At 66.4% G+C, this 24,646-nt stretch carries 28 protein-coding genes; 18 read left to right on the plus strand and 10 right to left on the minus strand.

The genetic code is table 11. The annotated features are described in order from the left end of the window. Window positions 1-97: 97 nt before the first annotated feature. Complete coding sequence (locus tag AC1DEZ_RS23495) at window positions 98-1,093, minus strand: 2-hydroxyacid dehydrogenase (protein WP_265058007.1); 996 nt, start codon at window positions 1,091-1,093, stop codon at window positions 98-100. A 188-nt stretch (window positions 1,094-1,281) separates the two neighbouring features. On the opposite strand from AC1DEZ_RS23495, the gene AC1DEZ_RS23500 reads away from it, so the two are divergent. Beyond that, window positions 1,282-1,797: an SH3 domain-containing protein gene (locus tag AC1DEZ_RS23500; RefSeq protein ID WP_476780888.1), complete on the plus strand. Its 516-nt coding sequence runs from the start codon at window positions 1,282-1,284 to the stop codon at window positions 1,795-1,797. Between the two features lie 18 nt (window positions 1,798-1,815). On the opposite strand, the gene AC1DEZ_RS23505 is transcribed toward AC1DEZ_RS23500, so the two are convergent. Both AC1DEZ_RS23505 and irr read right to left on the minus strand, forming a co-directional pair. Then, on the minus strand, window positions 1,816-2,586 hold the full coding sequence (locus tag AC1DEZ_RS23505) for a YbaY family lipoprotein (RefSeq protein WP_441513587.1): 771 nt from the start codon (window positions 2,584-2,586) through the stop codon (window positions 1,816-1,818). A 13-nt stretch (window positions 2,587-2,599) separates the two neighbouring features. Next, complete coding sequence (gene irr / locus AC1DEZ_RS23510) at window positions 2,600-3,064, minus strand: Fur family transcriptional regulator Irr (RefSeq protein WP_441513588.1); 465 nt, start codon at window positions 3,062-3,064, stop codon at window positions 2,600-2,602. Between the two features lie 292 nt (window positions 3,065-3,356). On the opposite strand from irr, the gene fabA reads away from it, so the two are divergent. The 5 genes from fabA (at window position 3,357) to AC1DEZ_RS23535 (ending at window position 6,760) form a co-directional block, all read left to right on the plus strand. Continuing rightward, complete coding sequence (gene fabA / locus AC1DEZ_RS23515) at window positions 3,357-3,869, plus strand: 3-hydroxyacyl-[acyl-carrier-protein] dehydratase FabA (RefSeq protein WP_441513589.1); 513 nt, start codon at window positions 3,357-3,359, stop codon at window positions 3,867-3,869. Between the two features lie 111 nt (window positions 3,870-3,980). Beyond that, a complete protein-coding gene (gene fabB / locus AC1DEZ_RS23520; RefSeq protein WP_441513590.1) occupies window positions 3,981-5,207 on the plus strand; it encodes a beta-ketoacyl-ACP synthase I in 1,227 nt (408 codons plus the stop codon). Window positions 5,208-5,214: 7 nt separating this feature from the next. Continuing rightward, window positions 5,215-5,484 (plus strand): DUF3303 domain-containing protein, encoded by a 270-nt coding sequence (locus tag AC1DEZ_RS23525; RefSeq protein ID WP_441513591.1) that lies wholly within the window; start codon window positions 5,215-5,217, stop codon window positions 5,482-5,484. Between the two features lie 142 nt (window positions 5,485-5,626). Next, on the plus strand, window positions 5,627-6,460 hold the full coding sequence (fabI, locus tag AC1DEZ_RS23530; protein WP_441513592.1) for an enoyl-ACP reductase FabI: 834 nt from the start codon (window positions 5,627-5,629) through the stop codon (window positions 6,458-6,460). Between the two features lie 54 nt (window positions 6,461-6,514). Next, window positions 6,515-6,760, plus strand: a complete 246-nt coding sequence (locus tag AC1DEZ_RS23535) for a DUF2188 domain-containing protein (RefSeq protein WP_441513593.1) — start codon at window positions 6,515-6,517, stop codon at window positions 6,758-6,760. A gap of 64 nt (window positions 6,761-6,824) precedes the next feature. Here AC1DEZ_RS23535 and AC1DEZ_RS23540 read toward each other — a convergent pair whose 3' ends face one another. Together AC1DEZ_RS23540 and AC1DEZ_RS23545 are read right to left on the minus strand one after the other, a co-directional pair. Continuing rightward, entirely contained in the window at window positions 6,825-7,175 is a 351-nt protein-coding gene (locus AC1DEZ_RS23540; protein WP_476780889.1) for a hypothetical protein, read from the minus strand. 101 nt (window positions 7,176-7,276) lie between these two features. Further along, window positions 7,277-8,509 carry an argininosuccinate synthase gene (locus AC1DEZ_RS23545; RefSeq protein ID WP_441471549.1) on the minus strand — a complete coding sequence of 411 codons (1,233 nt, stop codon included), beginning with the start codon at window positions 8,507-8,509 and terminating at the stop codon, window positions 7,277-7,279. Between the two features lie 246 nt (window positions 8,510-8,755). On the opposite strand from AC1DEZ_RS23545, the gene AC1DEZ_RS23550 reads away from it, so the two are divergent. Further along, a complete protein-coding gene (locus tag AC1DEZ_RS23550) occupies window positions 8,756-9,364 on the plus strand; it encodes a 2-hydroxychromene-2-carboxylate isomerase (RefSeq protein WP_441513595.1) in 609 nt (202 codons plus the stop codon). Between the two features lie 4 nt (window positions 9,365-9,368). Next, a complete protein-coding gene (locus tag AC1DEZ_RS23555; RefSeq protein ID WP_441513596.1) occupies window positions 9,369-10,277 on the plus strand; it encodes an NHL repeat-containing protein in 909 nt (302 codons plus the stop codon). On the opposite strand, the gene AC1DEZ_RS23560 is transcribed toward AC1DEZ_RS23555, so the two are convergent. Together AC1DEZ_RS23560 and AC1DEZ_RS23565 are read right to left on the minus strand one after the other, a co-directional pair. Beyond that, on the minus strand, window positions 10,278-11,351 hold the full coding sequence (locus tag AC1DEZ_RS23560; RefSeq protein ID WP_441513597.1) for a M48 family metallopeptidase: 1,074 nt from the start codon (window positions 11,349-11,351) through the stop codon (window positions 10,278-10,280). 34 nt (window positions 11,352-11,385) lie between these two features. Next, window positions 11,386-11,943, minus strand: coding sequence for a LemA family protein (locus tag AC1DEZ_RS23565; protein ID WP_441513598.1), 558 nt, complete (start codon window positions 11,941-11,943; stop codon window positions 11,386-11,388). Between the two features lie 351 nt (window positions 11,944-12,294). Here AC1DEZ_RS23565 and rpsA point away from each other — a divergent pair, with 351 nt between their 5' ends. The 6 genes from rpsA to lhpI all read left to right on the plus strand — a co-directional run bounded on the left by rpsA (window position 12,295) and on the right by lhpI (window position 18,161). Continuing rightward, window positions 12,295-13,998 (plus strand): 30S ribosomal protein S1, encoded by a 1,704-nt coding sequence (gene rpsA, locus AC1DEZ_RS23570; protein ID WP_441513599.1) that lies wholly within the window; start codon window positions 12,295-12,297, stop codon window positions 13,996-13,998. A gap of 192 nt (window positions 13,999-14,190) precedes the next feature. Beyond that, window positions 14,191-15,480, plus strand: coding sequence for an Hsp70 family protein (locus AC1DEZ_RS23575; RefSeq protein WP_476780890.1), 1,290 nt, complete (start codon window positions 14,191-14,193; stop codon window positions 15,478-15,480). A 73-nt stretch (window positions 15,481-15,553) separates the two neighbouring features. Beyond that, window positions 15,554-16,525: a signal peptide peptidase SppA gene (gene sppA / locus AC1DEZ_RS23580; protein WP_441513601.1), complete on the plus strand. Its 972-nt coding sequence runs from the start codon at window positions 15,554-15,556 to the stop codon at window positions 16,523-16,525. A gap of 28 nt (window positions 16,526-16,553) precedes the next feature. Further along, entirely contained in the window at window positions 16,554-16,838 is a 285-nt protein-coding gene (ihfB, locus tag AC1DEZ_RS23585; RefSeq protein ID WP_441513707.1) for an integration host factor subunit beta, read from the plus strand. A gap of 37 nt (window positions 16,839-16,875) precedes the next feature. Continuing rightward, window positions 16,876-17,214: a LapA family protein gene (locus tag AC1DEZ_RS23590; protein WP_441513602.1), complete on the plus strand. Its 339-nt coding sequence runs from the start codon at window positions 16,876-16,878 to the stop codon at window positions 17,212-17,214. After that, window positions 17,214-18,161 (plus strand): bifunctional Delta(1)-pyrroline-2-carboxylate/Delta(1)-piperideine-2-carboxylate reductase, encoded by a 948-nt coding sequence (lhpI, locus tag AC1DEZ_RS23595; protein ID WP_441513603.1) that lies wholly within the window; start codon window positions 17,214-17,216, stop codon window positions 18,159-18,161. The genes AC1DEZ_RS23590 and lhpI overlap by 1 nt, the downstream gene beginning before the upstream one ends. A gap of 39 nt (window positions 18,162-18,200) precedes the next feature. Here lhpI and AC1DEZ_RS23600 read toward each other — a convergent pair whose 3' ends face one another. Beyond that, a complete protein-coding gene (locus AC1DEZ_RS23600) occupies window positions 18,201-18,371 on the minus strand; it encodes a DUF3309 family protein (RefSeq protein WP_441513604.1) in 171 nt (56 codons plus the stop codon). A 483-nt stretch (window positions 18,372-18,854) separates the two neighbouring features. Between AC1DEZ_RS23600 and mepA the strand changes: the two genes are divergently transcribed. Continuing rightward, window positions 18,855-19,793, plus strand: a complete 939-nt coding sequence (gene mepA / locus AC1DEZ_RS23605) for a penicillin-insensitive murein endopeptidase (RefSeq protein ID WP_441513605.1) — start codon at window positions 18,855-18,857, stop codon at window positions 19,791-19,793. An 8-nt stretch (window positions 19,794-19,801) separates the two neighbouring features. On the opposite strand, the gene AC1DEZ_RS23610 is transcribed toward mepA, so the two are convergent. Both AC1DEZ_RS23610 and AC1DEZ_RS23615 read right to left on the minus strand, forming a co-directional pair. Then, complete coding sequence (locus AC1DEZ_RS23610; RefSeq protein WP_441513606.1) at window positions 19,802-20,947, minus strand: extensin-like domain-containing protein; 1,146 nt, start codon at window positions 20,945-20,947, stop codon at window positions 19,802-19,804. 590 nt (window positions 20,948-21,537) lie between these two features. Next, complete coding sequence (locus tag AC1DEZ_RS23615; protein WP_441513607.1) at window positions 21,538-21,837, minus strand: hypothetical protein; 300 nt, start codon at window positions 21,835-21,837, stop codon at window positions 21,538-21,540. 186 nt (window positions 21,838-22,023) lie between these two features. On the opposite strand from AC1DEZ_RS23615, the gene AC1DEZ_RS23620 reads away from it, so the two are divergent. The 3 genes from AC1DEZ_RS23620 (at window position 22,024) to AC1DEZ_RS23630 (ending at window position 24,596) form a co-directional block, all read left to right on the plus strand. Beyond that, a complete protein-coding gene (locus AC1DEZ_RS23620) occupies window positions 22,024-23,007 on the plus strand; it encodes a Tim44 domain-containing protein (RefSeq protein WP_441513608.1) in 984 nt (327 codons plus the stop codon). Between the two features lie 162 nt (window positions 23,008-23,169). After that, the gene (gene dapB / locus AC1DEZ_RS23625) at window positions 23,170-23,976 is read left to right on the plus strand and encodes a 4-hydroxy-tetrahydrodipicolinate reductase (protein WP_441513708.1); all 807 of its coding nucleotides are present in this window, start codon (window positions 23,170-23,172) and stop codon (window positions 23,974-23,976) included. Window positions 23,977-23,978: 2 nt separating this feature from the next. Then, complete coding sequence (locus tag AC1DEZ_RS23630) at window positions 23,979-24,596, plus strand: alpha-ketoglutarate-dependent dioxygenase AlkB family protein (RefSeq protein ID WP_441513609.1); 618 nt, start codon at window positions 23,979-23,981, stop codon at window positions 24,594-24,596. The last annotated feature ends 50 nt before the right edge of the window (window positions 24,597-24,646 follow it).

The following is a 24,646-nucleotide window of genomic DNA, read 5'->3' on the forward strand; positions in this document are numbered from 1 at the left end:
CAAGGAGGCCCGCAGGGCCGTCTCGCAGGATGTTCCAGATATCTCGGAACCTCCCGGAGCATCGCGGACGAGGGCTCGGGGAGGAACTGAGTGTGCCTCAGAGCATGCTGGGCAGCACGCGATCCGGCGGCTTGTGCCCGTCCATGAAGGTCTTGATGTTGACGATGACCTTCTCGCCCATGTCGGCGCGGCCCTCATGGGTGGCGGAGCCCATATGCGGCAGCACGACGACCTTGTGCTGGCGGGCGAGCTTGAGCAGGCGCGGATTGACTGCTGGCTCGCTCTCGAACACGTCGAGCCCGGCGCCGGCGAGTTCTCCGGCTTCCAGCATGCGCGCGAGGGCGGTTTCGTCGACGACCTCGCCGCGGGCGGTGTTCACCAGAATGGCGTCCGGCTTCATCAGCTTGAGGCGCCGCGCCGAGAGCAGGTGATAGGTCGCCGGCGTATGCGGGCAGTTGACCGAGACGATGTCCATCCGCGCCAGCATCTGGTCGAGTGAATCCCAGTAGGTCGCATCGAGCTTCTCCTCAATGCGCGGGTCGACCCGGCGGCGGTTGTGATAGTGGATCGACAGGCCGAAGGCGGCGGCGCGCTTCGCCAGCGCCTGGCCGATGCGCCCCATGCCGACGATGCCGAGGCGCTTGCCGGTGATGCGCCGGCCAAGCATCCATGTGGGGGACCAGCCGGCCCAGTCGTCGTCTGGGATGACGCGGGCACCCTCGGCGATCCGACGGGCGACGGCGAGGATCAGAGCGATCGTCATGTCGGCGGTGTCGTCGGTCAGCACGCCCGGCGTGTTGGTGACGGTGATGCCGCGCTGCACGGCGCTGGCGACGTCGATGTTGTCGACGCCGTTGCCGAAATTGGCGATGAGCCGGAGCTGGTCCCCGGCCTGCGCGATGATGGCGGCGTCGATCTTGTCGGTTACCGTCGGGACCAGGACGTCGGCGGTCTTCACGGCTTCGACGAGGGCGGCCTGCGACATCGGCTTGTCGTCGATATTGAGCCTGGCGTCGAACAGCTCGCGCATTCGGGTTTCCACCACCGCGGGCAGCTTGCGCGTCACCACGACCAGGGGTTTCTTCTTCGACATGGCGGTCACCCTTCCGTCATCCGTATTCGCCTCGGCCTTCAACCAGCCATTAACCCTGCTGGCCCAGGAATGGAGCGGTTGCGCGACCCCGTATGAGTTGTCTATGCGGCGGCGCAGCGGAACACAACTTGACCCTTCGCCGGGGGCAAGGTGCCGAGTAGAGAGAACGGCGGATGAAGGTTACGACGATGCGCCAAATCGCCCTGATCGGCGCTCTCTTCATCGGCTCGTCGCTCACCGCCGCCGCGCAGGACATGCAGGCGGGCTCCGTCACCGGGCTGCCGGTGCCGCGCTATGTCAGTCTGAAGACGGATCGGGTGAATCTGCGCGAGGGGCCGTCGAAGGAGCATCGGACACGCTGGGTCTATCAGCGCGCCGGTCTGCCGGTCGAGGTGACGGCGGAGTTCGAGACCTGGCGCCGTGTGCGCGATGCGGATGGCACGGAGGGGTGGGTGCTGCACAGCCTGTTGTCCGGGCGCCGCACAGCCCTTGTGGCGCCATGGTCTCGCAACAAGGACGAGGTGTTCCCGATGCGCGCCAGCGCTTCGGAAGATGCGAATGTCGTTGCCCGGTTGCAGGCGGGGGTCGTCACGAATGTCGCGTCCTGCGCCAACGCCTGGTGCCGCGTCAGCGTCGGCAACATCATCGGCTTTATCCGGCAGGACCGGCTCTGGGGTGTCTATCCGAACGAAAAGGTCGACTGACGCTGTTGGCTGCCGGGACTACTGCCGGGTCAGCGTCATCAACGACCGGCCGCCCCGGTCGAGCAAAGCGAGCCGCCCCGTGCGACGCTCGATGCTCCAGCGGTGAACCCGCTCCAACGTCTTCAGGAAGCGCTGCTCCTGATCCATCACATCGGGTGCGCAGGCCATCATCGTCGAGACCATGCGGGAGAACCGGATTATCCGGCCCTTGACCGTCGCGTTTCCGCCGAAGCCGTTGCAGCCGCCGCGGCCCGACACCCTGCCATCGTCAGCGATGGTGATGACGGTGGTGATCGATCCCGGTGTCTCGGTGCCACCGAGACTGGCGAGGCGCCAGCTCCCGATGGGGGATGAGGCCGGCGCGGCGGGCTGATCCTGCGTCGCCGCGCGCTGGACCCAGATTGCGGTGTCGTCCTGGCCGCCCGTGAAGACGCTGTGCCGTTCGGTCGTGATGAACAGCAGCTGTCCGCGATCGAGGATGCGCGCCTGTAGCGCGTAGCTGTGCCGCGGCTCGATCTGCCGCGAATCGAAATGCAGGGTCCACGGCGCCGGGATGCGCCGCCCGGAGACGCGGGTTTCGGCGATGGTGCGCGCCGGTGCGTCGGCCAGGGAGACGTCGAGAAGCTTGACCTCGATGATCGCACCCGGCGGCAGCAGCATGCGCTCGCGATAGGATACGGTTCCGCTCAGCGTCCGCGGCGCGGCGGCTGCGGGAAGGGCGGGAAGAGCCGCGGCGAAAGCCAGCCCCGCGAAAATCCGCCGCGAGATCAGGGGGCGGGGAGGGCGCATTTTGCTCGCCCGCTCAGCCGTCGATCTTGCGGAGCCGGACCACGACGTCGACGCGGGCGATCTCATAGCCCGCGGGCGGTGTCGGCAGGCTGGCGACGTCGATCTCCTGGGCAGGGATGTCGATCACCCGGTTCTCGCCTTCCACGACGAAATGGTGATGCTCGTGATCGGCGGTGTCGAAATAGGCCTTGGCGCCGTCGAGCGTCAGCTCGCGCAGCAGGCCCGCCTCGGTGAACTGGCGCAGTGTGTTGTAGATCGTCGCCAGCGAGACCGGGATCCGCTCCTTCATCGCCTCTTCATAGAGCATCTCGGCGCTGACATGGCGCTGACCCTTGGCGAAGAGCACCCAGCCGAGCGAAACGCGCTGACGCGTTGGCCGCAGGCCGACGCGTCTCAACTTCTGCCGGACGTCGTGGAAGGGGCAACCTTGCCGCACAACCGACCCGTCGCCCTGGTTTTGCGAAGTCAGATCGCTCATGCTAATTCTCGTTCTCATGTCTTCGTTCGCAACGGGCGCCCGCAGCTCCGCCGATTGATTGCAATCATTCCAAGGAAATGTAGGGCCTCGGCTCCACCCCCGCAAGCATGACGCAGGCTTCCTAGCAGATGATGGGCGTGCCGGCTTTGATCTGGCGCATGTCGAACGCTGTTTTTGACGTTGGCGTGTGGGTCGACGCGCCTGTGCCCTTTCGTTTCCGCTTCCCGCCGTGTTAGGCACGGCGCAGAATACGCCTTGCCGAATCCGGCCGGCGCAAAGGAGCGGAACGGGAATGCAGCGTCAGTCGTCTTTCAGCTACGAGGAGATCCTCGCCTGTGGTCGCGGGGAGCTGTTCGGGCCGGGCAACGCGCAGCTGCCGCTGCCGCCGATGCTGATGTTCGACCGCATCACCGAGATCGCCGAGGAGGGCGGTGAGCACGGCAAGGGCCTCGTCCGCGCCGAATTCGACATCAAGCCCGACCTCTGGTTCTTCGACTGCCATTTCAAGGGCGATCCGGTGATGCCGGGCTGCCTCGGGCTCGATGCGCTCTGGCAGCTCACCGGCTTCTTCCTCGGCTGGCTCGGCCTGCAGGGCCGCGGCCGTGCGCTCGGCGTCGGCGAGGTCAAGTTCGCCGACCAGGTGCTGCCTTCGGTCAAGAAGGTCGTCTACGGCGTCGACTTCAAGCGTGTCTTCAAGTCGAAGCTCGTGCTCGGCATTGCCGATGGCTGGCTAGAGGCGGACGGCAAGCGCATCTACACGGTCAGCGACATGCGCGTCGGCCTGTTCAAGCCGGAAGCGGCCTGAGGAAAAACGCGCCGCGACCTTGCGCGCAGCTGCTGCTCGGTCCATTTGCGCGGTATGAATCCAGAGCGGCGGGCCAGCCCGCCGTGCGCTGACAGCTGGAGTGAAGCGAGCATGAGACGCGTCGTCGTCACCGGGATGGGCATCGTCTCGTCCATCGGCAACAACACGCAGGAGGTCCTGGCCTCGCTGCACGAAGCGAAATCGGGCATCTCCCATGTCGCGGAATTCGCCGCGCACGGCTTCCGCAGCCAGGTTGCCGGCGTTCCCACGCTGGATCCCGCGAGCGTGCTCGACCGGCGTGCCATGCGCTTTCACGGTGGCGGTTCCGCCTGGAATCAGGTCGCGATGGAACAGGCGATCGTGGATGCGGGCTTGGAGCCGGCCGAGGTCAGCAACGAACGCGCCGGAATCATCATGGGTTCGGGCGGACCCTCGACCCGCGCGCTGATCGACGCCTACGACAAGGCCCGTGAGAGCGGTTCGTCCAAGAAGGTCGGCCCCTTCGCCGTGCCGAAAGGCATGTCCTCGACCGCCTCGGCGACGCTCGCCACCTGGTTCAAGATCAAGGGCGTCAACTATTCGATTTCCTCGGCCTGCGCGACCTCGAACCACTGCATCGGGAATGCCTACGAGCTGATCCAGTGGGGCAAGCAGGACATGATCTTCGCCGGCGGCTGCGAGGAGCTCGACTGGACGCTCTCCGTTCTCTTCGACGCCATGGGCGCGATGTCCTCCGACTTCAACGACCGCCCCGCCGTCGCTTCGCGCGCTTATGACGTGGCCCGCGACGGCTTCGTCATCGCCGGCGGCGCCGGCGTCGTCGTGCTTGAGGAACTGGAGCACGCCAAGGCGCGCGGCGCCAAGATCTATGGCGAGATCGTCGGCTATGGCGCGACTTCGGACGGCTACGACATGGTCGCTCCCTCGGGCGAGGGTGCGGAGCGCTGCATGCGCATGGCGCTGCAGGGCGTGAAGGCCAAGGTCGACTACATCAACCCGCACGGCACCTCGACCCCGGTCGGCGACGGCAAGGAGATCGAGGCGATCCGCGCCGTGTTCGGCGCCGGCGACAAGGCGCCGCCGATTTCGGCGACCAAGTCGCTCACCGGCCATTCGCTCGGCGCGACCGGCGTGCAGGAGGCGATCTACTCGCTGCTGATGCTGAACAACGATTTCATTTGCGAAAGCGCCCATATCGAGGAACTCGACCCGGCCTTCGCCGACATGCCGATCGTGCGCAAGCGCATCGACAACGCCGGCCTCGGCTGCGTGCTCTCGAACTCCTTCGGTTTCGGCGGCACCAACGCCACCATCGTGATGAAGCGCCTGGAGGCCTGAGGCCGCCATGCTCTTCATGGTGATCGAGCATTTCGATCAGGCCCGAGTGAAGGATGTCTATGCCCGCTTCCAGGAGCGCGGGCGTATGGCGCCGGAGGGTTTGCGCTACGTTGAAAGCTGGGTTGCCGCCGATCTAGGCCGCTGCTTCCAGATCATGGAATGCGACGATGTCGCTCTGTTGCAGGAGTGGGTCCTGCAGTGGGGCGACCTTGCCCGCTTCGAGATCGTGCCCGTCGCGACGTCGAAGGCGGCGGCGGGCGCGGTGCTGAAATCCTAGTTGCGCGGCGTCGCGGTTGCCGCCCGTGCAACGGGCGTGCAATCACCAGCTGCCGTTCAGGCTTGATGAGCCAGAGTTGCCGAGCGTTTTCCACTTCTCCCGCCATCCGACCAGTTCCTGAAGATCCCTTCCAGAGTGTGCCATGCTCCCGCTGATGCATAACAAGCGCGGCCTCATCATGGGCGTCGCCAACCAGAACTCGATTGCCTGGGGCATTGCCCGCACCCTTCACGCGCATGGTGCCGAGGTCGCTTTCACCTATCAGGGCGATGCGCTCGGCAAGCGCGTCCGGCCGCTGGCGGAGAGCCTCGGTTCCAACCTCGTCATCCCCTGCGATGTCGAGGACATTGCCTCTGTCGATGCGACCTTTGCCGCTCTCGACGAGGCCTGGGGCGGTGATCCCGAGCGCAACACGCTCGACTTCGTCGTCCACGCCATCGGCTTCTCCGACAAGAACGAGCTCAAGGGTCTCTATGCCGACACCTCGCGCGAGAACTTCTCGCGCACCATGGTGATCTCCTGCTTCTCCTTCACCGAGATCGCCAGACGGGCCGCAGATCGCATGCCGAAGGGCGGCAGCATGATCACGCTGACCTATGGCGGCTCGACCCGGATCATGCCGAACTACAACGTCATGGGCGTGGCCAAGGCGGCGCTCGAGGCGAGCGTGCGCTATCTCGCCGGCGACTACGGCCCGCGCGGCATCCGCGTGAACGCTCTCTCGCCCGGCCCGGTGCGGACGCTGGCCGGTGCCGGCATCTCTGATGCGCGCGCCATGCTGTCCTGGCAGCGGGCCAACTCGCCGCTGCGCAAATCGGTCTCGCTCGATGAGATCGGCGGCTCGGCGCTATACTATCTTTCTGACCTGTCGGGTGGTGTCACAGGCGACATCCACCACATCGACGCCGGCTATCACATCACTTCGATGCCGACGCTCGAAAGCCTGCGTGCCGCCGACAGCGGCAACGGGGAGTAGACGGAACCCTGCGACGGGACCATCGTTCTTTCCGGATCGGTAGGAGGACATGCGATGGCCCTGGTCAGGTACCAGATCGTCGAGCACGATGGCGGGTGGGCCTATAAGGTCGGCGACGTGTTGTCGGAAACATTCCGTTCGCATGAGGCGGCGCTGAAGGCCGCCACGCGAGCAGCGGCACGCCAGACGGTCGCTGGCCACACGGATGGCATCGTCTATCAGGACAAGGATGGCCAGTGGCGTCAGGAGTTGGCTGACGGCCATGATCGCCCTGCGACCGAAGTCATCGACGAGCCCTAGGGGCGGCGCGCTTTGCCTCCGATCCAAGCCGATCGATCGAACCGCGACGCGATCGGATGCGGCTTCAGCGCGCGGTGAAGAAGGTCAGCAGCACCTTGCTGTTCTCGCCTAGAAGGCAGAGGAAGCGGCGGGGTTTGTCGGTGCGGTCGGTCCGGAGATAGGCCTCGCCCATCACGATACGCGTAACCGGAATGGTCTCGATCTTCGATTCCGATACCGCGACCGTGGTGCCGTCGTCATCGATATAGATGTCCTTGATCGCCGGTTCCCTGGCATGCAGCGTCTGGAGCGCCGCTGCCTTGCAGGTCGCGATTTCCGGCGTCGCCGGCTTCTCGCTCTTCGGAGGGACTTCTTGTGCGAAGGCGGAAGCCGATAGTGCGGTGGAGATCAGAACGGCGGCGAGGCAGCGGAGCATGCAGGAGCACTCACATCGACAATGGAGAGTGCTGAACGCTTCAGGAGGCCGCCGGTTCAAAAGAAGAAGCCCGCCGTTGGGCGGGCTTCCGTGGGCAGGGCTCAGAGACCGAGCTTCTTCTTGCGTTGGCCCAGCGTGCGCAGGCGCAGCGCGTTGAGCTTGATGAAGCCCGCAGCGTCGCGGTGGTCATAGGCCACGGCGCCTTCCTCGAAGGTGACGAGGTCCTGATCGTAGAGCGAGTAGTCGCTGGAGCGGCCGATGACGTGGACGCCGCCCTTGTAGAGCTTGAGGCGCACGTCGCCGGTGACGAATTCCTGGCTCTTGTCGATCAGCGCCTGCAGCATCTCGCGCTCCGGCGAGAACCAGAAGCCGTTATAGATCAGCTCGGCATATTGCGGCATGATCTGGTCCTTGAGATGCGCCGCGCCGCGGTCGAGCGTGATCGACTCGATCGCGCGATGCGCCGCGTGCAGGATCGTGCCGCCGGGCGTCTCGTACATGCCGCGGCTCTTCATGCCGACGAAGCGGTTCTCGACGAGGTCCAGCCGGCCGATGCCGTTGTCGCGGCCGAGATCGTTGAGCTTGGCGAGCAGCGTCGCGGGCGAGAGCTTCTCGCCGTCGATCGCGACCGCGTCGCCCTTCTCGAACGAGACGGTGACGATCGTCGGGGTGTCCGGCGCGTCTTCCGGCGAGATCGTGCGCGAATAGACATAATCGGGAACCTCGACCGCCGGATCTTCCAGCACGCGGCCTTCCGAGGAGGCGTGCAGCAGGTTGGCGTCGACCGAGAAGGGCGCTTCGCCGCGCTTGTTCTTGGCGATCGGGATCTGGTGCTGCTCGGCGAAGGCGATCAACTGCTCGCGCGAGCGCAGGTCCCATTCGCGCCAGGGCGCGATCACCACGACGTCGGGCTTGAGCGCATAGGCGGTGAGCTCGAAGCGGACCTGGTCGTTGCCCTTGCCGGTGGCGCCGTGGGAGACGGCGTCGGCGCCGGTCTTCTCGGCGATCTCGATCAGCTTCTTGGCGATCAGCGGCCGCGCGATCGAGGTGCCCAGGAGATAGACGCCCTCATAGGCGGCGTTGGCGCGGAACATCGGGAAGACGTAGTCGCGCACGAATTCCTCGCGCAGGTCTTCGATGTAGATGTTCTCGGGCTTGATGCCGAGCAGCAGCGCCTTGTCGCGCGCCGGCCCGAGCTCCTCGCCCTGGCCGAGATCGGCGGTGAAGGTCACGACCTCGCATCGATAGGTGGTCTGCAGCCATTTGAGGATGATCGAGGTGTCGAGACCGCCGGAATAGGCGAGGACGACCTTTTTCACGCTGCTGTCAGCCATCTGTTCAATTTCCTTCTGGCAGCCCCATGGGCCGCGTTTCGGACGCAATGGCGCACTATCGCAGGGTTCGGGGCGAAGCAATCGGAACCTTCTGATCGATCCCGCGTCGTCCGGTGATGGATCGACGTGGGCGAGCGCGTCGTCCCTCCATTCCACAGGCGCCCATTCGCGGCGCTTGCGGTCGTGCTTCGGAGGGCGCAGGCTCGCCGGTGCGCGACACGAGATGACGACTTGTTCGGAGGCTGAATGCCGAATCGTCCCGTTCTGGACTTCTGGTATGAGTTCGCGTCGCCCTATTCCTGCCTGAGCGCCCTCAGAATCGAAAAGCTGGCCGAGCAGGCCGGCGTGATGTTGCGCTGGCGGCCTTTCCTGTTGGGGCCGATCTTTGCTGCGCAAGGCTTGAACACCTCACCCTTCGCTCTTTATCCCAGCAAGGGCCGCTATATGTGGCGCGACACGGCTCGGCGCGCTCGGCGGCAGGGGCTCGGCTTCGTCAAGCCCGACAATTTTCCCCAGAATTCGCTGGCCGCGACGCGGTTGGCTCTGGCTGGCCGCGATGCGGGGTGGACGCCGGCCTTCTCCAAGGCGCTGTTCCGGGCCCAGTTTTGCGAAGGAAAGAACATCTCCGAGGAGGGGGTGCTTGCGGCGGCATTGAAGGAAGCGGGCAGCGAGCCCGGCGTCGCCATGCCGCTTTCCCGCAGTGAGGAGACCAAGGGGCGCCTGCGGGCCGAGATCGAATATGCCAAGTCGATCGGCATCTTCGGCGCGCCCTTCTTCGTCGCTGGCGATGGCGAGCTGTTCTGGGGCGACGATCGGCTGGAGGAAGCGCTCGAATGGGCGCAGGACGGGCGCTGAAACCGTGATCGTCGATCGCCGCCGTCTCTTGGCGGCGGGGGCAGGTCTATGCCTGGCTCCCGCTGCGCTGGCGCGTCCGTCTTTGCCGGGCGATGCGCCGGGTTACGACACGCGCGAACTCAGCGCCGTGCCCAACGAGCCTGCCATCGGTCGCCGTTATTGGTCTCCGGGGCTGAACGAAGGCTACATTCCCCAGGGGCTGACGGTTTATCGGGACGAGATCCTGATCGCCGCCTATCGCAGCAGCGAGCGTGATCAGGAGAATGGTCCGTCCCGGCTCTTTCGCCTGTCGCGTACCGATGGGCGCTTGCTCGGTAGCTTCGCCTTGCCGGCGACTTATGGCCATCCGGGCGGCCTCGCCATGGTCAAGGACACGCTGTTCGTTGCCAATTCGGGGCGCCTGCTCGCACTCGATTTCAGGGAATCCTGTCGCACCGGGGAATGCGTTCCGCTGAAGGAGGCGCGCGTCGACAAGGCGATGGGCCCTTCGTTCCTTGCCGCATCCGGCGACAGGCTCTGGTTCGGCCCCTTCCGCCGGGAGGGCACGCCCAGCCTCCATGCCGTGCCGGTCGCGCGGGTGTTGTCCGGGAGCGAGGCGGCGATCGGCCTGGCGGATGCGGATGCGACCGTCCCGCTGCCGCTCTTCGCGCAGGGCGCAACTTTCGACGATGACGGGAGCATCTGGATAGCGCAGAGCGCCGGCAATCGACCCGCATTCCTCTCGAGGCTCGACAGCCGCACCGGCGCGGTTCTGGCGCGTTACGCGGCCCCTGGCGGCATCGAAGACCTCGGCCGCGCGCCGGATGGCAAGCTCTGTGCGGTCAGCGAGGCCGGGACGCAGCGCTGGAACCGCTGGAGCACCTTCTTCCCCGTCGTTTTCGAAGTCGACCCCGCGAAGCTGGTCGTCGCCTGATCAGCCTTGGCCGGGCGCTTGCGGCGGGCGGGACCAGGGGCCGCGTGCCACCGTCTCCTCGACCATGGTCGGCAGGTCCTGACGCTCGGCGAGCTTGGGCGGGTGCGGCGGCATCTCCGGCATGCGCCCGCCCGCTGTCTCGATCAACGCCTGCACGCGCTTGGTGACGGAAGGGTGGGTCGAGAACAGGTCGGCGAAATCGTCCGGATCGTTCTCGAAGCACATGTCCATCACGCCGGAGGGAACGCCCTCGATATCGGCCCGGCCGGAGATCTTGAGCAGGGCGGAGATCATCGCATCCGGATTCTTGGTCAGCTCGACCGCTCCGGCATCGGCCAGATATTCGCGCGAGCGCGACAGAGACAGCCGGATCAGAATGGCCAGGAACCAGGAGATCGCGATCACCGCGACACCGACGACGATCGCCAACCCGTTGCCCTTCTTGGAATCGTCCGACGAAACCCTGATCCTGCTGCGGCCGAAACCGCGGAAAACGATCTCGCCGATGAAGGAGACGACGCCGGCGATCACCACGGCGACCACCATCAACCGGACATCGCCGTTGCGGATATGGGTCAGCTCATGGGCGAGAACCGCCTCGACCTCGGCGTCGTTGAGCTGGGCGAGGAGCCCGCTGGTGACGCTGACCGTGAATTGCTTGTCGTTGACGCCGCTGGCGAAGGCGTTGAGCGCGTCGCTCTCGACGATCGCGAGCTTCGGCATCGGCAGGCCACGCGAGATGCAGAGATTCTCCAGCATCCGGTAGAGCTTGGGGTTGTCCTCGCGCCCGATGCCCCTGGCGCCGGTCACCGCGCCGATCAGCGCGACGTTGATGCGGAAGCCGACGAAGATCCAGAGGATCGTCGTCAGCGTGACGAAGGGAAACCAGGAGCGGAAGATGCGGTTCGCCTCGCCGAAGACGGTTTGTCCGCGCGGCACGCCGCCATAGCCATAGGCGATCAGCAACAGCCCCCAGGCGGTGAGATAGACGAGCAGGAAAAGCCCGGCGATCAGGAGGTTGGACCTGATCCGGTTGTTGCGCTGGTGGGTATAGAGCCCGAAGGCCTGGGCCATCGCAGCCGCTCCCCCTGCCGCCGGCAGTCTTGCGCTAGAACTTCACGCTCGGCGCGACCTCGATCTGGGCGCGTGCGGTCTCGCCGACATCGAAGAATTCGCGTTGCGTGAAGCCCATCTGCGGCGCAAAGAGCATGGCCGGGAAGGCCTGGATCGCCGCGTTGAACTCGCCCACCGCATTGTTGAAGAATCGCCGCGCCGCGGCCAGCTTGTCCTCGACATTGCCGAGATCGACCTGGAGTTGCTGGAAGTTCGCGCTGGCCTTGAGGTCGGGATAGGCCTCTCCCAGCGCCAGCAGCCGCCCGACGGCGCCGGAAAGCTGCTGCTCGGCGGCAGCCTTGTCGTGCACGCCGCTTGCGCCCTGTGCCGCGTTGCGCGCGGCGATCACCGCGTCGAGTGTCGACTTCTCGTGCGTTGCGTAGCCCTTCACCGTCTCGACGAGGTTGGGGATCAGGTCGTGGCGCTGCTTGAGCTGGACGTCGATGTCGGCGAAGGCCTGGTTGACGCGCTGCCGCATCGTGACGAGCCCGTTATAGGTCATGATCGCATAGGCGACGACGGCCACGATCAGCCCCAGAATGACCCAGCCCATGCAAAGCTCCCCTTGTGCCGGCCCCGGAGCATGCACACTGGCACGGCCGGGGACCTCGGAAAAGCGGCAGAAAGCTTGCTCTGACGGCTGGAGTGGATTACATCGCCCTTGTCCGAAGGGCCGTGATCGATCATGCGCCGGGGGCGGTCTTCGAGACCTGCTCCCGTTTCGTGCTGGAAGCGGGCTCTTTGGATACGGATCGAACCGGCGGCACGGCGCCTCCGGCCCCGATATGTCGGGGCGGGATTCCTCCGAAAGGAGAAGCTGACGGTCGCGGTCCGGAACGCAACACTAGCCCAGGCGCCCAAGCCGGACATCCGCGGGATACGCGGCCGGCTCCCAGGAGATTACATGTCTGCAGTTGAGAGCTACAGCGCGGGTCGCGAGGATTTCGCCGCCCTTCTCGAAGAGTCCTTCGCCCGCAACGAGGCGATGGAAGGTACCGTCATCAAGGGCAAGGTTGTTGCCATTGAGAAGGACATGGCGATCATCGACGTCGGTCTGAAGACCGAAGGTCGCGTCGCGCTCAAGGAATTCACCGGCCCCGGCCGTGAGCAGGAGATCGGCGTCGGCGACGAGGTCGAGGTTTATCTCGACCGGATCGAGAACGCGCTCGGCGAAGCCGTCATCTCGCGCGACAAGGCTCGCCGCGAAGAGAGCTGGGTCAAGCTCGAGAAGGCCTTCGAGGCCCGCGAGAAGGTCACCGGCATGATCTTCAACACCGTCAAGGGCGGTTACACCGTCGATCTCGACGGCGCCGTGGCCTTCCTGCCGCGCAGCCAAGTCGACATCCGTCCGATCCGCGACGTCGGCCCGCTGATGGGCCAGCCGCAGCCCTTCGAGATCCTCAAGATGGATCGCCGCCGCGGCAACATCGTCGTGTCGCGCCGCACCGTCCTCGAAGAGACCCGCGCCGAGGCTCGTTCCGAGCTCGTCGCCTCGCTCGAAGAGGGCCAGGTCATCGACGGCGTCGTCAAGAACATCACCGAATACGGTGCGTTCGTTGACCTCGGCGGCATTGACGGCCTGCTGCACGTCACCGACATGGCGTGGCGCCGCGTGAACCACCCGTCCGAGGTCGTGACCATCGGCCAGACGGTCAAGGTCAAGATCATCAAGATCAACCAGGACACGCACCGCATCTCGCTCGGCATCAAGCAGCTGCTGGCCGATCCGTGGGATGGCATCGCCGAGCGTTACCCGGTCGGCACCCGCCTCAAGGGCCGCGTGACCAACATCACGGACTACGGCGCGTTCGTCGAAGTGGAGCCGGGCATCGAAGGCCTGATCCACGTCTCCGAGATGTCCTGGACCAAGAAGAACGTCCACCCCGGCAAGATCGTCTCGACCTCGCAGGAAGTCGACGTTGCGATCCTCGAGGTCGATCCCGTCAAGCGCCGCATCTCGCTCGGCCTCAAGCAGACCCTGCGCAATCCGTGGGAGCTCTTCGCGGAGCAGCACCCGGCCGGTTCGACGGTCGAGGGCGAGGTCAAGAACAAGACCGAGTTCGGTCTGTTCCTGGGCCTGGAAGGCGACATCGACGGCATGATCCACCTCTCGGATCTCGACTGGAACCGTCCGGGCGAGCAGGTCATCGAGGAATACAAGAAGGGCGACGTCCTGCAGGCCGTCGTTCTCGATGTGGACGTCGAGAAGGAGCGTATCTCGCTCGGCCTGAAGCAGCTTGGCGGCGATCCCTTCGTGGATGCCGGCGAGTTCAAGAAGGGCCAGATCGTCACCTGTGAGGTGGTCGAGGTGAAGGAGTCGGGTCTCGACGTCAAGATCGCCGACACCGACATGATGACCTTCATCAAGCGTGCCGAGCTGGCGCGTGATCGCTCCGAGCAGCGCCCCGAGCGCTTCGCGGCCGGCGAGCGCATCGACGCCCGCGTCGTGCTCTTCGACAAGAAGGCCCGCAAGATCCAGGTCTCGATCAAGGCCCTGGAGATGGCCGAGGAGAAGGAGGCGATGGCCCAGTACGGCTCCGCCGATTCCGGCGCCTCGCTCGGCGACATCCTCGGCGCGGCCCTCAAGAAGGCCACCGACAAGAAGTGAGGTTTCGGCTGCGCAAGCGGCCGGACATTCAAGACAGCCCGCGCGGAGCGATCCGCGCGGGCTTTTGTTTCGGTCCTGCCCGTCATTCTCGGGCGGAGCGAAGCGCAGACCCGAGAATCTCGTGACCAGAGTCCGCTGGTTTCCGAGATGGTCGGGTCAAGCCCGACCATGACGCAACACGAGGAACTCGCCATGCCCCCCGCCGCCATCGGCATCGACTTCGGCACCACCAACAGCGTCGTCGCGCTGGCGGGAGCGGACGGCTCGGTCATGACGCGCTCCTTCGCCACCAAGCAGGGCGCGGTCGACGCTTACCGCTCGGCGCTGATGTTCTGGCGCGAGGGCCGTCCCCCTGAGACCCGCATCACCCATGTCAGCGGCCCCGATGCGCTCGACATGGCCCTGGGCATGACGACCGAGCATCGCTTCCTGCAGTCGCTCAAGACCCATCTTTCGAGCCGCGCCTTTCAGGAGACGCGGCTGTTCGGCAAGCTCTTCCGGCTGGAGGATCTGATCGGCGTCTTCCTGTCCGACCTGACGACGGACCTGCCCGGCCATGACGAATTGCCGCTGGTTTCCGGCCGCCCGGTCGTCTTCGCCGGCGAGCGCCCCGACGAGGAACTGGCGGTCGGCCGCCTGAAGGCCTCCTACGGCAAGGCCGGCATGGAGCAGGTCGATTTCGCCTATGAGCCGCTCGGCGCCGCCTATTGGTACGCCCGTGACCTCAAGACGCCGCAGACCATGCTGGTCGCGGATTTCGGCGGCGGCACCAGCGACTTCTCGGTGATGCGCTTCGAGCCCGGCCGCAATGGCGGTCTGGAGGCGATCCCGCTCTCCCACGCCGGCGTCGGCGTCGCCGGCGATACCTTCGACTACCGCATCATCGAGCATGCGGTCTCGCCGGCGCTGGGCAAGGGCACGGAGTACCGCTCCTTCGACAAGCTCCTGCCGGTGCCCGCGCATTACCACGCCGCCTTCGCGCAATGGCACAAGCTCTCGCTGATGAAGAGCCGCGAGACCATGGCCGAGCTCAACGCCCTGATCCGCGAGGCGGTCGAGCCGGCCAAGCTCGAGGACCTGCTGACGGTGATCGAATACGATCTCGGCTACGAGCTCTACCGCGCTGTCTCCGCAACCAAGGTCGCGCTTTCCGACAACGAGATGACGACGCTGAGCTTCAGCCAGATGGGCGTCGTCATCGAGAAGGCGATCCGCCGGACCGATTTCGAGCGCTGGATCGCCGAGGATGTCGGTGCGATCGAAGCTGCGCTTGACCGCGCGCTGGCCGAGGCAGGGCTTGGCGGAGATCGGATCGAGGCGGTCTTCATGACCGGCGGCACCTCCTATGTCCCGGCGGTGCGCCGCCTGTTCGATCGCCGCTTCGGCGCCGGGAAAGTCCATATCGGCGATGCCTTCCGCTCGGTCGCGAGCGGCCTCGCATTGCTGGCGCTCGACCGGGCGCGCGCCTCGGTCGCGGCCTAAAGGCCAAGCTCGCGCCTTGCCCGCCCGGCATGGCGGGTCTACATCACGGACCCACAGCCGCCAGGAGTGCCCGATGTCGTCCGACGCAGATCTGCTCGCAGATCGCCGCAGCCTGCGGCGCAAGCTGACGCTTTGGCGCGTGCTCGCCGTGCTCGGCGTGATCGTCGCCGCGGTGGTCGGCGGCCTCGCCTGGAGGGGCGATAGCCCTGCGAGTCTGTCGAGCGCGCATATCGCGCGCATCACCGTCTCCGGCTTCATCTCCGGCGATCGCCGCACGCTCGATCTGATCAAGTCTGTCGAGGACAGCAGCGCCGTCTCCGCCGTCGTGCTCAGGGTCGACAGCCCCGGCGGCACCACCTCCGGCTCGGAGGCATTACATACGGCGCTGCGCCAGCTTGCGGCCAAGAAGCCGATGATCGCCGTGGTCGATGGCGTCGCTGCGTCGGGTGGCTATATCGCCGCCATGGGTGCCGACCGCATCGTCGCACGCCAGACCTCGCTCGTCGGCTCGATCGGCGTCCTCTTCCAGTTCCCCAATGTCTCGCATCTGCTGGACACGGTCGGCGTCAAGGTCGAGTCGATCAAATCGAGCCCGCTCAAGGCGGCGCCGAGCGGCTTCGAGCCGACCTCTCCGGAGGCGCGCGAGGCGCTCCAGCGCGTCGTCGACGACAATTACGCCTGGTTCAAGCAGATGGTCCGCGACCGCCGCCACCTCGCCGATGCCGAATTGGCGACCGTCTCGGATGGACGGGTCCATTCTGGCCGTCAGGCGCTGGGGCTGAAGCTGGTCGACCAGATCGGCGGTGAGGCCGAAGCGATCACATGGCTCGAGCGCGAAAAGGGCGTCGCCAAGGATCTCAAGGTGCGGGACTGGCGTCGCCGCAGCGAATCCTCGTCCTTTGGGCTCTGGAGCCTGGCCGAGGCGATGGCACGTGGTGCGGGGCTGGAGGCTCTGGCGGCGACGATTGCACGGGCAGCCGACCAGCCGGTCGGCTTGCGGCTTGACGCGCCCTTGGCGCTCTGGCAGCCTGCCGCTGAAAAGTGATGTTGATACAAATGGTTATACTCCGGCGATGATTAAGTCTGAACTCGTTCAGCGGATTGCTGATCAGAACACCCACCTTTATCAGCGCGACATCGAGAACATCGTCTCGGCCATCCTGGACGAGGTTGTGAAGGCTCTCGCACGTGGCGACAGGGTGGAGTTGCGTGGCTTCGGCGCTTTTTCGCGCAAGGCGCGCTCCGCCCGCGTCGGCCGCAACCCCCGCACGGGCGATGCGGTGGAGGTCGAGGAGAAGTTCGTCCCCGTCTTCAAGACGGGCAAGGAGCTGCGGCTGCGCCTCAACGGCAAAGATTGAGCCTTAGGCCGGCCGTTCCTGTCGCACGGAGATCGCGATGAAAGCCTTCCTCAAGGCATTGGTGCTCGTTCCGGTCGCGCTGCTGATCGTGCTGTTTTCGGTGGCGAACCGTGCCCCGGTGCGGGTTTCGCTCGACCCCTTCAGCCGTGACCTGCCGGCGCTTTCCTATGAGCTGCCGCTCTTTGCCGTGGTGCTGGCGGCGATCGCCGTCGGCGTCCTCGTCGGCGGACTGGCGTCCTGGATTGCCCAGCGCAAGCACCGCAAGGCCGCGCGCCGCAACCGGCGCGAGGTCGAGGCCCTGCGCTCCGAGACGCAGGCCCTGCGCTCCGCCGTTCCCGATTCTGCCCTGCCGGCCCTGACCAGCGGACGTAATTGATGCGCCTTTTCGATGCGGCCGAGATCGACGCGGCCCTGAGCTATCCCGCACTGATCGACATTCTCGACGATGCCTTCCGCAGCGAGGTCATTGCGCCCAAGCGTGGCCAGTACGCGATCGAGCGGCCGGAAGAAGAGAATGCCATCCTGCTGACCATGCCGGCCTGGAGCGGGCCGGAGGTCGACAAGCCCTATATCGGCACGAAGATCGTCTCGGTCTTCTTCGGCAACGGCCGCCGCAACCTGCCGGGCGTGATGGGCGCCTATCTGCTGATGAACGGCGAAACCGGCGCGCCGCTTGCGGTGATGGACGGCAACCGCCTGACGACCTGGCGTACCGCCGCGGCCTCGGCCCTGGCTTCGCGCTATATGTCCAATCCGGAAGCCAGCCGCATGCTGATGGTCGGCGCCGGCGCGCTTTCGCCCTTCATCGTCAAGGCGCATCGCGCGGTCCGGCCCCTTACGGAGATCGCGATCTGGGCGCGCCGCCCTGAAGCCGCCGAGGCTGTCGTCGCCGAGCTGGCGAAGGACGGCATCGAGGCCCGCGCCACCGCCGACCTTGAAGGCGAGGCCCGCATGGCGGACATTATCTCCTGCGCCACCAACGCGACCGAACCGCTGATCCATGGCCATTGGCTGAAGCGCGAGGCGCATCTCGACCTCATCGGCGGCTTCACCATGCAGATGCGCGAGGCCGATGCGGACGCGCTGCATCGCGCGCGCGTCATCGTCGATTCCAGCAAGGCGATCGACGAGGGCGGTGATGTCGCCGTGGCGATTGCCGAGGGCAGCTACAGCGCCGACAAAGTCGCCGGCACCCTCGCCGATCTCTGCCATGGGCGGATCGCCGGCCAGATCGAGGGTGGCGGCATCACGTTGTTCAAATCGGTCGGCGTCGCGCTGGAGGATCTGGCCGCTGCCGTCGCCGTCTGGGACAACCGCGCCTGACGCCTGGGTCGTCGCGTTCCCTGCCGAACACAGGCGTACCTACGCTATCGGCGCACCGCCAATGGCTCCGAGCAGCCACAGGATCAGCACGATGACGAGCACGAGGCCGAGCACGCCGCCGAGGCCGGCGGTGCCGTAGCTGCGGTGGCCATAATACCCGCCGCCGCCGAGCAGCAGGATGACGAGCAGGACGATCAGAAGGGTGGACATGGCAATCTCCCGTAAATCGGCGCCCCTGCGGGGCGCGGTCTAGCGGGAAACGCTGTCCGGAAACCGCCGGTTCCGAAGAGATGCCCCAGGGATTATTCGGCCTTGATGCCGGCATCCCGGATCAGGCCGCCCCATTTTCTTCATTTCGGATTGCGGGGAGCTGGCCGTTTCCGCCTGGCTCCGGTCGGCGCGTTCGGGGAGCAGATCCATCTTCGACCTGGCGGCGGGGTCGGCGATCGCAGATTGGTGTCAGCCTGGATCGTCGCAATGATCGACGGCGGCGTCTTCGCTGGGCGAACAGCGCGAGCCAGGAGAATGCGTCGAAGCCCGGCACCGTCTCCGCGTCGGGCGTAAATTCCGGCGCGGTCGGCGCGCGCCTGAGAGCGTGCTCTGCGCCGCGTTGCCCCAAGGCTGCAATCCGTCGCGCCGCTTGTCCAGCTATCGTGCTTGACCGCCGTCGAAGGTCGCGGCGATTCTGCAGCCATGCACAACACCTCCCGAATCGCTGCCCTGCTTGCGTCGTTGGTTCTCCTGCCGGCCGCCAGCCTTGCACAGTCGACCGCCGATCAGGAGGCGAAGACGCGGGCCGCCAACATCGCCGCCTATCCTGACGCTGCTCGCGCGCTCTTCGGCCAGAAGACCACGCCGGCCAGCATGCAGGCGCGCGCCATTGGCTCCTATGCCCGCGGCTGCCTCGCGGGCGCCGAATCTTTGCCGGTCGATGGGCCGAGCTGGCAGGTGATGCGGCTCAACCGCAACCGCAACTGGGGCCATCCGGTCCTGATCGATTATCTCGAAAAGCTCGCCCGCGACGTGCCTCGCATCGCCGGCTGGCCGGGCCTTCTCGTCGGCGATATGTCACAGCCGCGCGGTGGTCCGATGCTCACCGGCCATGCCTCGCACCAGATCGGGCTCGATGCCGATGTCTGGCTGACGCCGATGCCGAAGGGCCGGCTCGATCGGGAGGAGCGCGAGAACATGCCGGCGGTCAACATGGCCCGTTCCGACTGGCGCGACGTCGATCCGCGCAACTGGACCCCGGCGCATACCCGCCTGATCAAAGCCGTTGCGGCCGAGCCCCGGGTCGAGCGCATCTTCGTCAATCCGGCGCTCAAGGTCGCGCTTTGCCGCGAGGCTGGAGCCGACAAAACATGGCTCGAGAAGGTCCGGCCGATCTGGGGCCACAACTATCACTTCCACATCCGCATGGCCTGCCCGGCCGGCATGGCGAGTTGCCAGGGGCAGGAGCCGCCGAATTTCGGCGATGGCTGCGGGGCGGAGCTGAGCGGCTGGGTCGAGCGCCAGCGCCAGGCGATCTTCAACCCGCCCAAGCCCAAGCCGGGTCCGAAACCCAAACCCAAGCCGCCCATGTCGCTCGATGCCCTGCCGCCGGAGTGCCGGCAGGTGCTCGTCTCGCCCTAGGTCTGGCCTCAGCGCCTCGCCGTGGTGCGCCCGGAGCTGTAGGCGAAGGGGTCGCGCTCGGGGCTGATCGGCAGAGCCTCCTCGGAGCCCTGCTGGTCGACGACGCCCCCGCCGCCGCCATCGCCGAGAACGGCCTCCTCCTCCGAGGGCTCGACCGCACCGGGCAGCGTGAGCGGCCCGCGCGCCTCGCTCGGTAAGGGCTGGGGCTGAAAGCGCCCTTGCCGCTGCCGCGCGTCGTATTGGTCCAGGAAGCGCTGCTGTGCGTCGAGGCTGTGGTCCTGGCCCCGCCCGTTGTTCGCGACCGGGTAGCCACCCTGCACGGCTCCGGGCGGCCGCAGGCCGTCGCTCGGCTGGCGCAGCAGAGGCCCGGCGGCATAGGCAGTGGCGGCCGGTGCGTTGCCGCGCTGAGACGCCGGAGCGTTCTGCGCCGAGGAGTAGGGCCTGGCCGGGTCCGGCGGCGGCAGGTTGTAGTTCGGGGTGTACTTGATGATCGGCTTGCAGATGTGCCGGCCCTTGGCGTGGCGGGCGAGGTCGATGTGGAGGTGGTCATAGTGCATCGGATCGGCGCCAGGGCCGAGTACCGTGCCGAAATAGGTGCAGGCGCCGACGAAGATCTCGCGCAGGAAGTTCTGTTCCTCGGGCGAGCCGCGCCAGCCATCCTTGACGGTGACGACGCGGCTGTCGTTCAGCCGGAAGGAGAAGACGTCGACGGCATTGCCATAGGCGTGCTCCGACGTGCGCGTCGTATAGGTTCCGTTGTTCATCGCGCGACAGGAATAGGAGCCGGCGCGGATCTCGATGACCTGCGCGCCGAGGATGTTCATGGCGGCGGGCTGCACGATCTCGGCGAACCATTGGTCGGTGGTCGCCACGACAGGGCAGGCGAGCAGGGCAGGGCTCGTCAGGCTGACGCTGCCGCTCTGCAGGGCCGTCACCTTCAGCGGCTGTTGCATGCCGCAGATTCCGGGGCCGTCGATCGCCTTGCCACGCAGGCTGACATAGCTCGAAATCTGCACCTGGCCGGCGGCCATGCAGGTTGCTTCCGCCTGGTCGCGCCAGGGAGCGCGCTGCGGCTTCTGGAATTTGCCGCAGCCGGCCAGGCCGGCTGCGGCGGCCAGTCCCAGTGCGATGAGGGCGAGTTTTGCGCGTCGCATGACCTATCAAATGCGAAGCGTTTGGTGAACGGTTTCTCAACCGGCTGCGCCCCGGCCGCCACAGCCCGATTAACTTTGGCGGGGTGGTGAATCGGTCCTTAATTCGGGCTGCGCGCGCGTTAACTATGGGCTCCCTGTGCCGCCCGGCCGAGGTTCTCAGTTGCCGTGAAGATCAGCCGGCTAGGCCCGGTGGACAAACGTGGCGCCGGCAAGGCGAGGGGCATGGCAAGACGTTTCCGTGACGTTTTGTCTTGCGAAATATCCCCAAATCTAATCAACGCTTTAAGTAAGTTTTAAGGGTGATCTAGCCTCCGCCGTCGCGCGGCCACGGTCTCGCCCCCTTGCGGCCCCCGTCAGTTCTGCTAGCTTCCGCGACAGGTCAATGACAGGAGGAGGGTGTGATGAGTATCACGCTACGTCTCGACCGATGGATCATGGGTGCGGCCTTCGTGTTCATGATGGCGATCGTTCTGGGAGCGTTCTGACGAGGTCAGTCTCGAAGTCGCTAGGACCACAAGAGCCATGAGAAGCGACGCCGCCGGGAAATCCCGGCGGCGTTTTTGTTTCGATGCCGCTGTCCCGCCCGCGCGTCAGCTTTCGGGGCAGGGGGTCTCGGTGATCTGCCAGGACATCATGTTGACCACCCTTCCGCAGGTCGCCAGCCGGCTGCCCTGGGTCGTCCGAATGCAGGAGTTCGATCCTTCCGCGATCTTGCGGCCGTTGTTCCAGCAGAAGCAGAGCGGTTCCGGCGCCTGCGCGAGGCGTGGCGGATCGAGCGCTATGGCCGGCTCGGCGGCGGCGGCCGCCTCGCTGATCAGAAGCAGCACAGCGAGGGCGAGCAGCCAGCTCAACGCCCTGTGTCGGTGAGGCCTCGGTCCGGATCCGGTCATGGCACTCTCCCTGCTTGGCGGGATGGCGCTGGAGTTTACCACGCAGGCCCGATCACGACGAATAATTATGCACTGATTTGAAAGAGTAAGAGATTTCAGTCTGTTAGCCGGGCGAGGGCTTGCGTGGATCGCGATCGCTCTCCATATTCGGAGCCGGTGGGCCCATGGAGGGCTCCGGGAGGAACAATGTCTCTGATTTCGCTCGCCCGTCGTGGACGTGCCGTCGCCCTGGTAGTCGGGGCCCTGATGCTCGTGCCGCTCGTTGCCGAAGCCCGTCCGGGCGGCGGCCGCAGTTCGGGCGGCCGGGGGTCGTTCACCAACAGCGCGCCGCCTGCGACGAATACGACGCCGGGTGGCGCCCAGCCGTTCCAGCGTACCGCTCCTCCGTCCTCGCCGGCGTCGCCCTCTATGGCTGGCCCCTCTGCCGGTGCGGCTGCGGCGCAGGCCGCCCGTCCGTCCTTCGCCCGCAACATGATGATGGGCATCGGCGCCGGCCTGCTCGGCGCCGGCCTGTTCGGCCTGCTCTCCGGCTCCGGCTTCTTCGGCGGTCTGGCCTCGCTGGCCGGCATGCTCGGCTTCCTGCTGCAGATCGCGCTGGTCGCCGGCATCATCATGCTCGCCATCCGCTTCTTCCGTCGCCGCTCCGAGCCGCAGCTCGCCGGCGCGGGCGCGCCCTATGCCCGTCAGGGCTATGATGCGCCCCAGCCTGCCGCGGCCCGCATGGGCGGCTTCGGCGGAGGCGCTGCCGCGGCGCAGCCCCAGCCGATCGAACTTACCGGCGAGGACTTCAACAGCTTCGAGCGTCTGCTCGGGGAGATCAACACCGCCTATTCGAACGAAGATGAGGCTGGCCTGCGCCAGCGCACCACGCCGGAAATGTTCGGCTATTTCGACGAAGACCTGACGGCGAATGCCCGCCGCGGCGTCGCCGACCGCGTCTCCGACGTCAAGCTGCTGCAGGGCGACCTGTCGCAGGCCTGGCACGAGGGCGATGCCGACTATGCCACCGTCGCGATGCGCTTCAGCCTGGTCAACGCGCTCTACGATCGCAAGAGCGGCCAGGTCGTCGAGGGCAACCCGGCGCAGACCCAGGAGGTCAAGGAATACTGGACCTTCCTGCGCGAGCGTGGCGGCGCGTGGAAGCTCTCGGGCATCCAGCAGGCGGCCTGATCCGCTATCGCGCGAGAAACCAGAGCGGCCGGGGCAACCCGGCCGTTTTGCTTTGCGCGGCTTTCGGGTGTTGCGCTGGCGGAGGTCGGCTTATTGCGATACTGGCCAAGTCATGGCGTCTTTGCCGTCGAAGGAGCCCGGAGCCTGCCTGCCATGAGTGACATGCGTCTCGTTGTCGTCGGAGCCGCCGGGCGCATGGGGCGGATGTTGATCCGTACCATCGCGCAGGCCGAAGGCTGCCGGCTGGTGGCGGCCATCGAGCGGCCGGGCTCCGCTGCCCTTGGAACGGATGCGGGCGTGCTCGCCGGTCTGCCTCCGCTCGGCATTGCCGTGACGAGCGATGCCGCCGCCGCCTTCGCCGCTGCGGATGGCGTGCTCGATTTCACAGCGCCGGAAGCGACAATGGCCTTCGCCGATCTCGCTGCCGAGGCCGGCATCCTGCATGTCGTCGGCACGACCGGGCTGGAGCCTGCGCATCTTGCCCGGCTGGCCGATGTCGCGCGCCGCACCCCGATCATCCGCTCCGGCAATATGAGCCTCGGCGTCAACCTGCTGGCGGCGCTGGTGCGCAAGGTCGCGGCGACCCTGGGCACGGACTGGGACATCGAGATCCTCGAGATGCATCACCGCATGAAGGTCGATGCGCCCTCAGGTACGGCGGTGCTCCTTGGCGAGGCGGCCGCGGAAGGCCGCGCCGTCGATCTGGCGCAGCATCGCGTCGCCGTGCGCGACGGCATCACCGGCGCACGCGAGCCCGGCACGATCGGCTTTGCCGCCCTGCGCGGCGGCACGGTGGTCGGCGATCACAAGGTGATCTTCGCCGGCGCGGGCGAGCGGCTCGAACTTGCCCATGTCGCCGAGGATCGCAGCCTGTTCGCACAGGGGGCGGTCAAGGCCGCGCTCTGGGGGCGAGGGAGGGCGCCCGGTCTCTACTCCATGGCCGACGTGCTCGGCCTCGATACGCTCTGACCATGACCCGCCTCGTCGTAGCGCCGGGCGTCGTCCATTGGCCGGACAAGCTCGCGCCGGTGGAGCAGGCGGCGCTGCTGGCGGAGCTGCGCGCGGTAGCCCGCAAGGCACCGTTCTTCCAGCCGCGCATGCCGAAGACGGGCAAACCCTTCTCGGTGCGGATGACCAATTGCGGCCCGCTCGGCTGGGTTTCCGACAGCAGCGGCTATCGCTATCAGCCGGAACACCCGGAGACCGGTGAGCCCTGGCCGATCATGCCGGCGCCTTTGCTGGATCTGTGGAGCGAACTCTCCGGCTATCCTCATCCGCCGGAGGCCTGTCTCGTCAATTTCTATGCGAGCAACGCGAAGATGGGGCTGCATCAGGATCGCGACGAGCAGGAGTTCGATGCCCCGGTCCTCTCGGTCTCGCTCGGCGACGCCGCGATCTTTCGCATCGGCGGCACGGAGCGCGGCGGCAAGACCACCTCGCTCAAGCTGTCCTCCGGGGATGTGCTGCTCTTCGGCGGCGAGGCGCGGCTCGCCTATCACGGCATCGACCGCATCCTCTCCGGCTCCTCGACGCTTCTGCCGGAAGGCGGGCGGATCAATCTGACGCTCAGGCGCGTGACGAAGCCCTGACCCGGAGCGTTTCGCGTGAGGCGGATGCCGGGACGTGCGAAGAAAACACG

It is taken from the genome of Allobosea sp. 10L422, assembly GCF_056395345.1.

Excerpts from the sequence above, each read along its gene's own strand:
- AC1DEZ_RS23575 (WP_476780890.1), top strand. The coding sequence starts at position 14,191 with ATGCCCCCCGCCGCCATCGGCATCGACTTCGGCACCACCAACAGCGTC.
- fabI (WP_441513592.1), top strand. The coding sequence starts at position 5,627 with ATGCTCCCGCTGATGCATAACAAGCGCGGCCTCATCATGGGCGTCGCC.
- sppA (WP_441513601.1), top strand. The coding sequence starts at position 15,554 with ATGTCGTCCGACGCAGATCTGCTCGCAGATCGCCGCAGCCTGCGGCGC.
- ihfB (WP_441513707.1), top strand. The coding sequence starts at position 16,554 with ATGATTAAGTCTGAACTCGTTCAGCGGATTGCTGATCAGAACACCCAC.
- rpsA (WP_441513599.1), top strand. The coding sequence starts at position 12,295 with ATGTCTGCAGTTGAGAGCTACAGCGCGGGTCGCGAGGATTTCGCCGCC.
- lhpI (WP_441513603.1), top strand. The coding sequence starts at position 17,214 with ATGCGCCTTTTCGATGCGGCCGAGATCGACGCGGCCCTGAGCTATCCC.
- AC1DEZ_RS23560 (WP_441513597.1), bottom strand. The coding sequence starts at position 11,351 with ATGGCCCAGGCCTTCGGGCTCTATACCCACCAGCGCAACAACCGGATC.
- AC1DEZ_RS23540 (WP_476780889.1), bottom strand. The coding sequence starts at position 7,175 with ATGCTCCGCTGCCTCGCCGCCGTTCTGATCTCCACCGCACTATCGGCT.
- AC1DEZ_RS23565 (WP_441513598.1), bottom strand. The coding sequence starts at position 11,943 with ATGGGCTGGGTCATTCTGGGGCTGATCGTGGCCGTCGTCGCCTATGCG.
- fabA (WP_441513589.1), top strand. The coding sequence starts at position 3,357 with ATGCAGCGTCAGTCGTCTTTCAGCTACGAGGAGATCCTCGCCTGTGGT.
- mepA (WP_441513605.1), top strand. The coding sequence starts at position 18,855 with ATGCACAACACCTCCCGAATCGCTGCCCTGCTTGCGTCGTTGGTTCTC.
- irr (WP_441513588.1), bottom strand. The coding sequence starts at position 3,064 with ATGAGCGATCTGACTTCGCAAAACCAGGGCGACGGGTCGGTTGTGCGG.
- AC1DEZ_RS23495 (WP_265058007.1), bottom strand. The coding sequence starts at position 1,093 with ATGTCGAAGAAGAAACCCCTGGTCGTGGTGACGCGCAAGCTGCCCGCG.
- AC1DEZ_RS23615 (WP_441513607.1), bottom strand. The coding sequence starts at position 21,837 with ATGACCGGATCCGGACCGAGGCCTCACCGACACAGGGCGTTGAGCTGG.
- AC1DEZ_RS23545 (WP_441471549.1), bottom strand. The coding sequence starts at position 8,509 with ATGGCTGACAGCAGCGTGAAAAAGGTCGTCCTCGCCTATTCCGGCGGT.
- dapB (WP_441513708.1), top strand. The coding sequence starts at position 23,170 with ATGCGTCTCGTTGTCGTCGGAGCCGCCGGGCGCATGGGGCGGATGTTG.
- AC1DEZ_RS23620 (WP_441513608.1), top strand. The coding sequence starts at position 22,024 with ATGTCTCTGATTTCGCTCGCCCGTCGTGGACGTGCCGTCGCCCTGGTA.
- AC1DEZ_RS23600 (WP_441513604.1), bottom strand. The coding sequence starts at position 18,371 with ATGTCCACCCTTCTGATCGTCCTGCTCGTCATCCTGCTGCTCGGCGGC.
- fabB (WP_441513590.1), top strand. The coding sequence starts at position 3,981 with ATGAGACGCGTCGTCGTCACCGGGATGGGCATCGTCTCGTCCATCGGC.
- AC1DEZ_RS23525 (WP_441513591.1), top strand. The coding sequence starts at position 5,215 with ATGCTCTTCATGGTGATCGAGCATTTCGATCAGGCCCGAGTGAAGGAT.
- AC1DEZ_RS23610 (WP_441513606.1), bottom strand. The coding sequence starts at position 20,947 with ATGCGACGCGCAAAACTCGCCCTCATCGCACTGGGACTGGCCGCCGCA.
- AC1DEZ_RS23630 (WP_441513609.1), top strand. The coding sequence starts at position 23,979 with ATGACCCGCCTCGTCGTAGCGCCGGGCGTCGTCCATTGGCCGGACAAG.
- AC1DEZ_RS23500 (WP_476780888.1), top strand. The coding sequence starts at position 1,282 with ATGCGCCAAATCGCCCTGATCGGCGCTCTCTTCATCGGCTCGTCGCTC.
- AC1DEZ_RS23505 (WP_441513587.1), bottom strand. The coding sequence starts at position 2,586 with ATGCGCCCTCCCCGCCCCCTGATCTCGCGGCGGATTTTCGCGGGGCTG.
- AC1DEZ_RS23590 (WP_441513602.1), top strand. The coding sequence starts at position 16,876 with ATGAAAGCCTTCCTCAAGGCATTGGTGCTCGTTCCGGTCGCGCTGCTG.
- AC1DEZ_RS23550 (WP_441513595.1), top strand. The coding sequence starts at position 8,756 with ATGCCGAATCGTCCCGTTCTGGACTTCTGGTATGAGTTCGCGTCGCCC.
- AC1DEZ_RS23535 (WP_441513593.1), top strand. The coding sequence starts at position 6,515 with ATGGCCCTGGTCAGGTACCAGATCGTCGAGCACGATGGCGGGTGGGCC.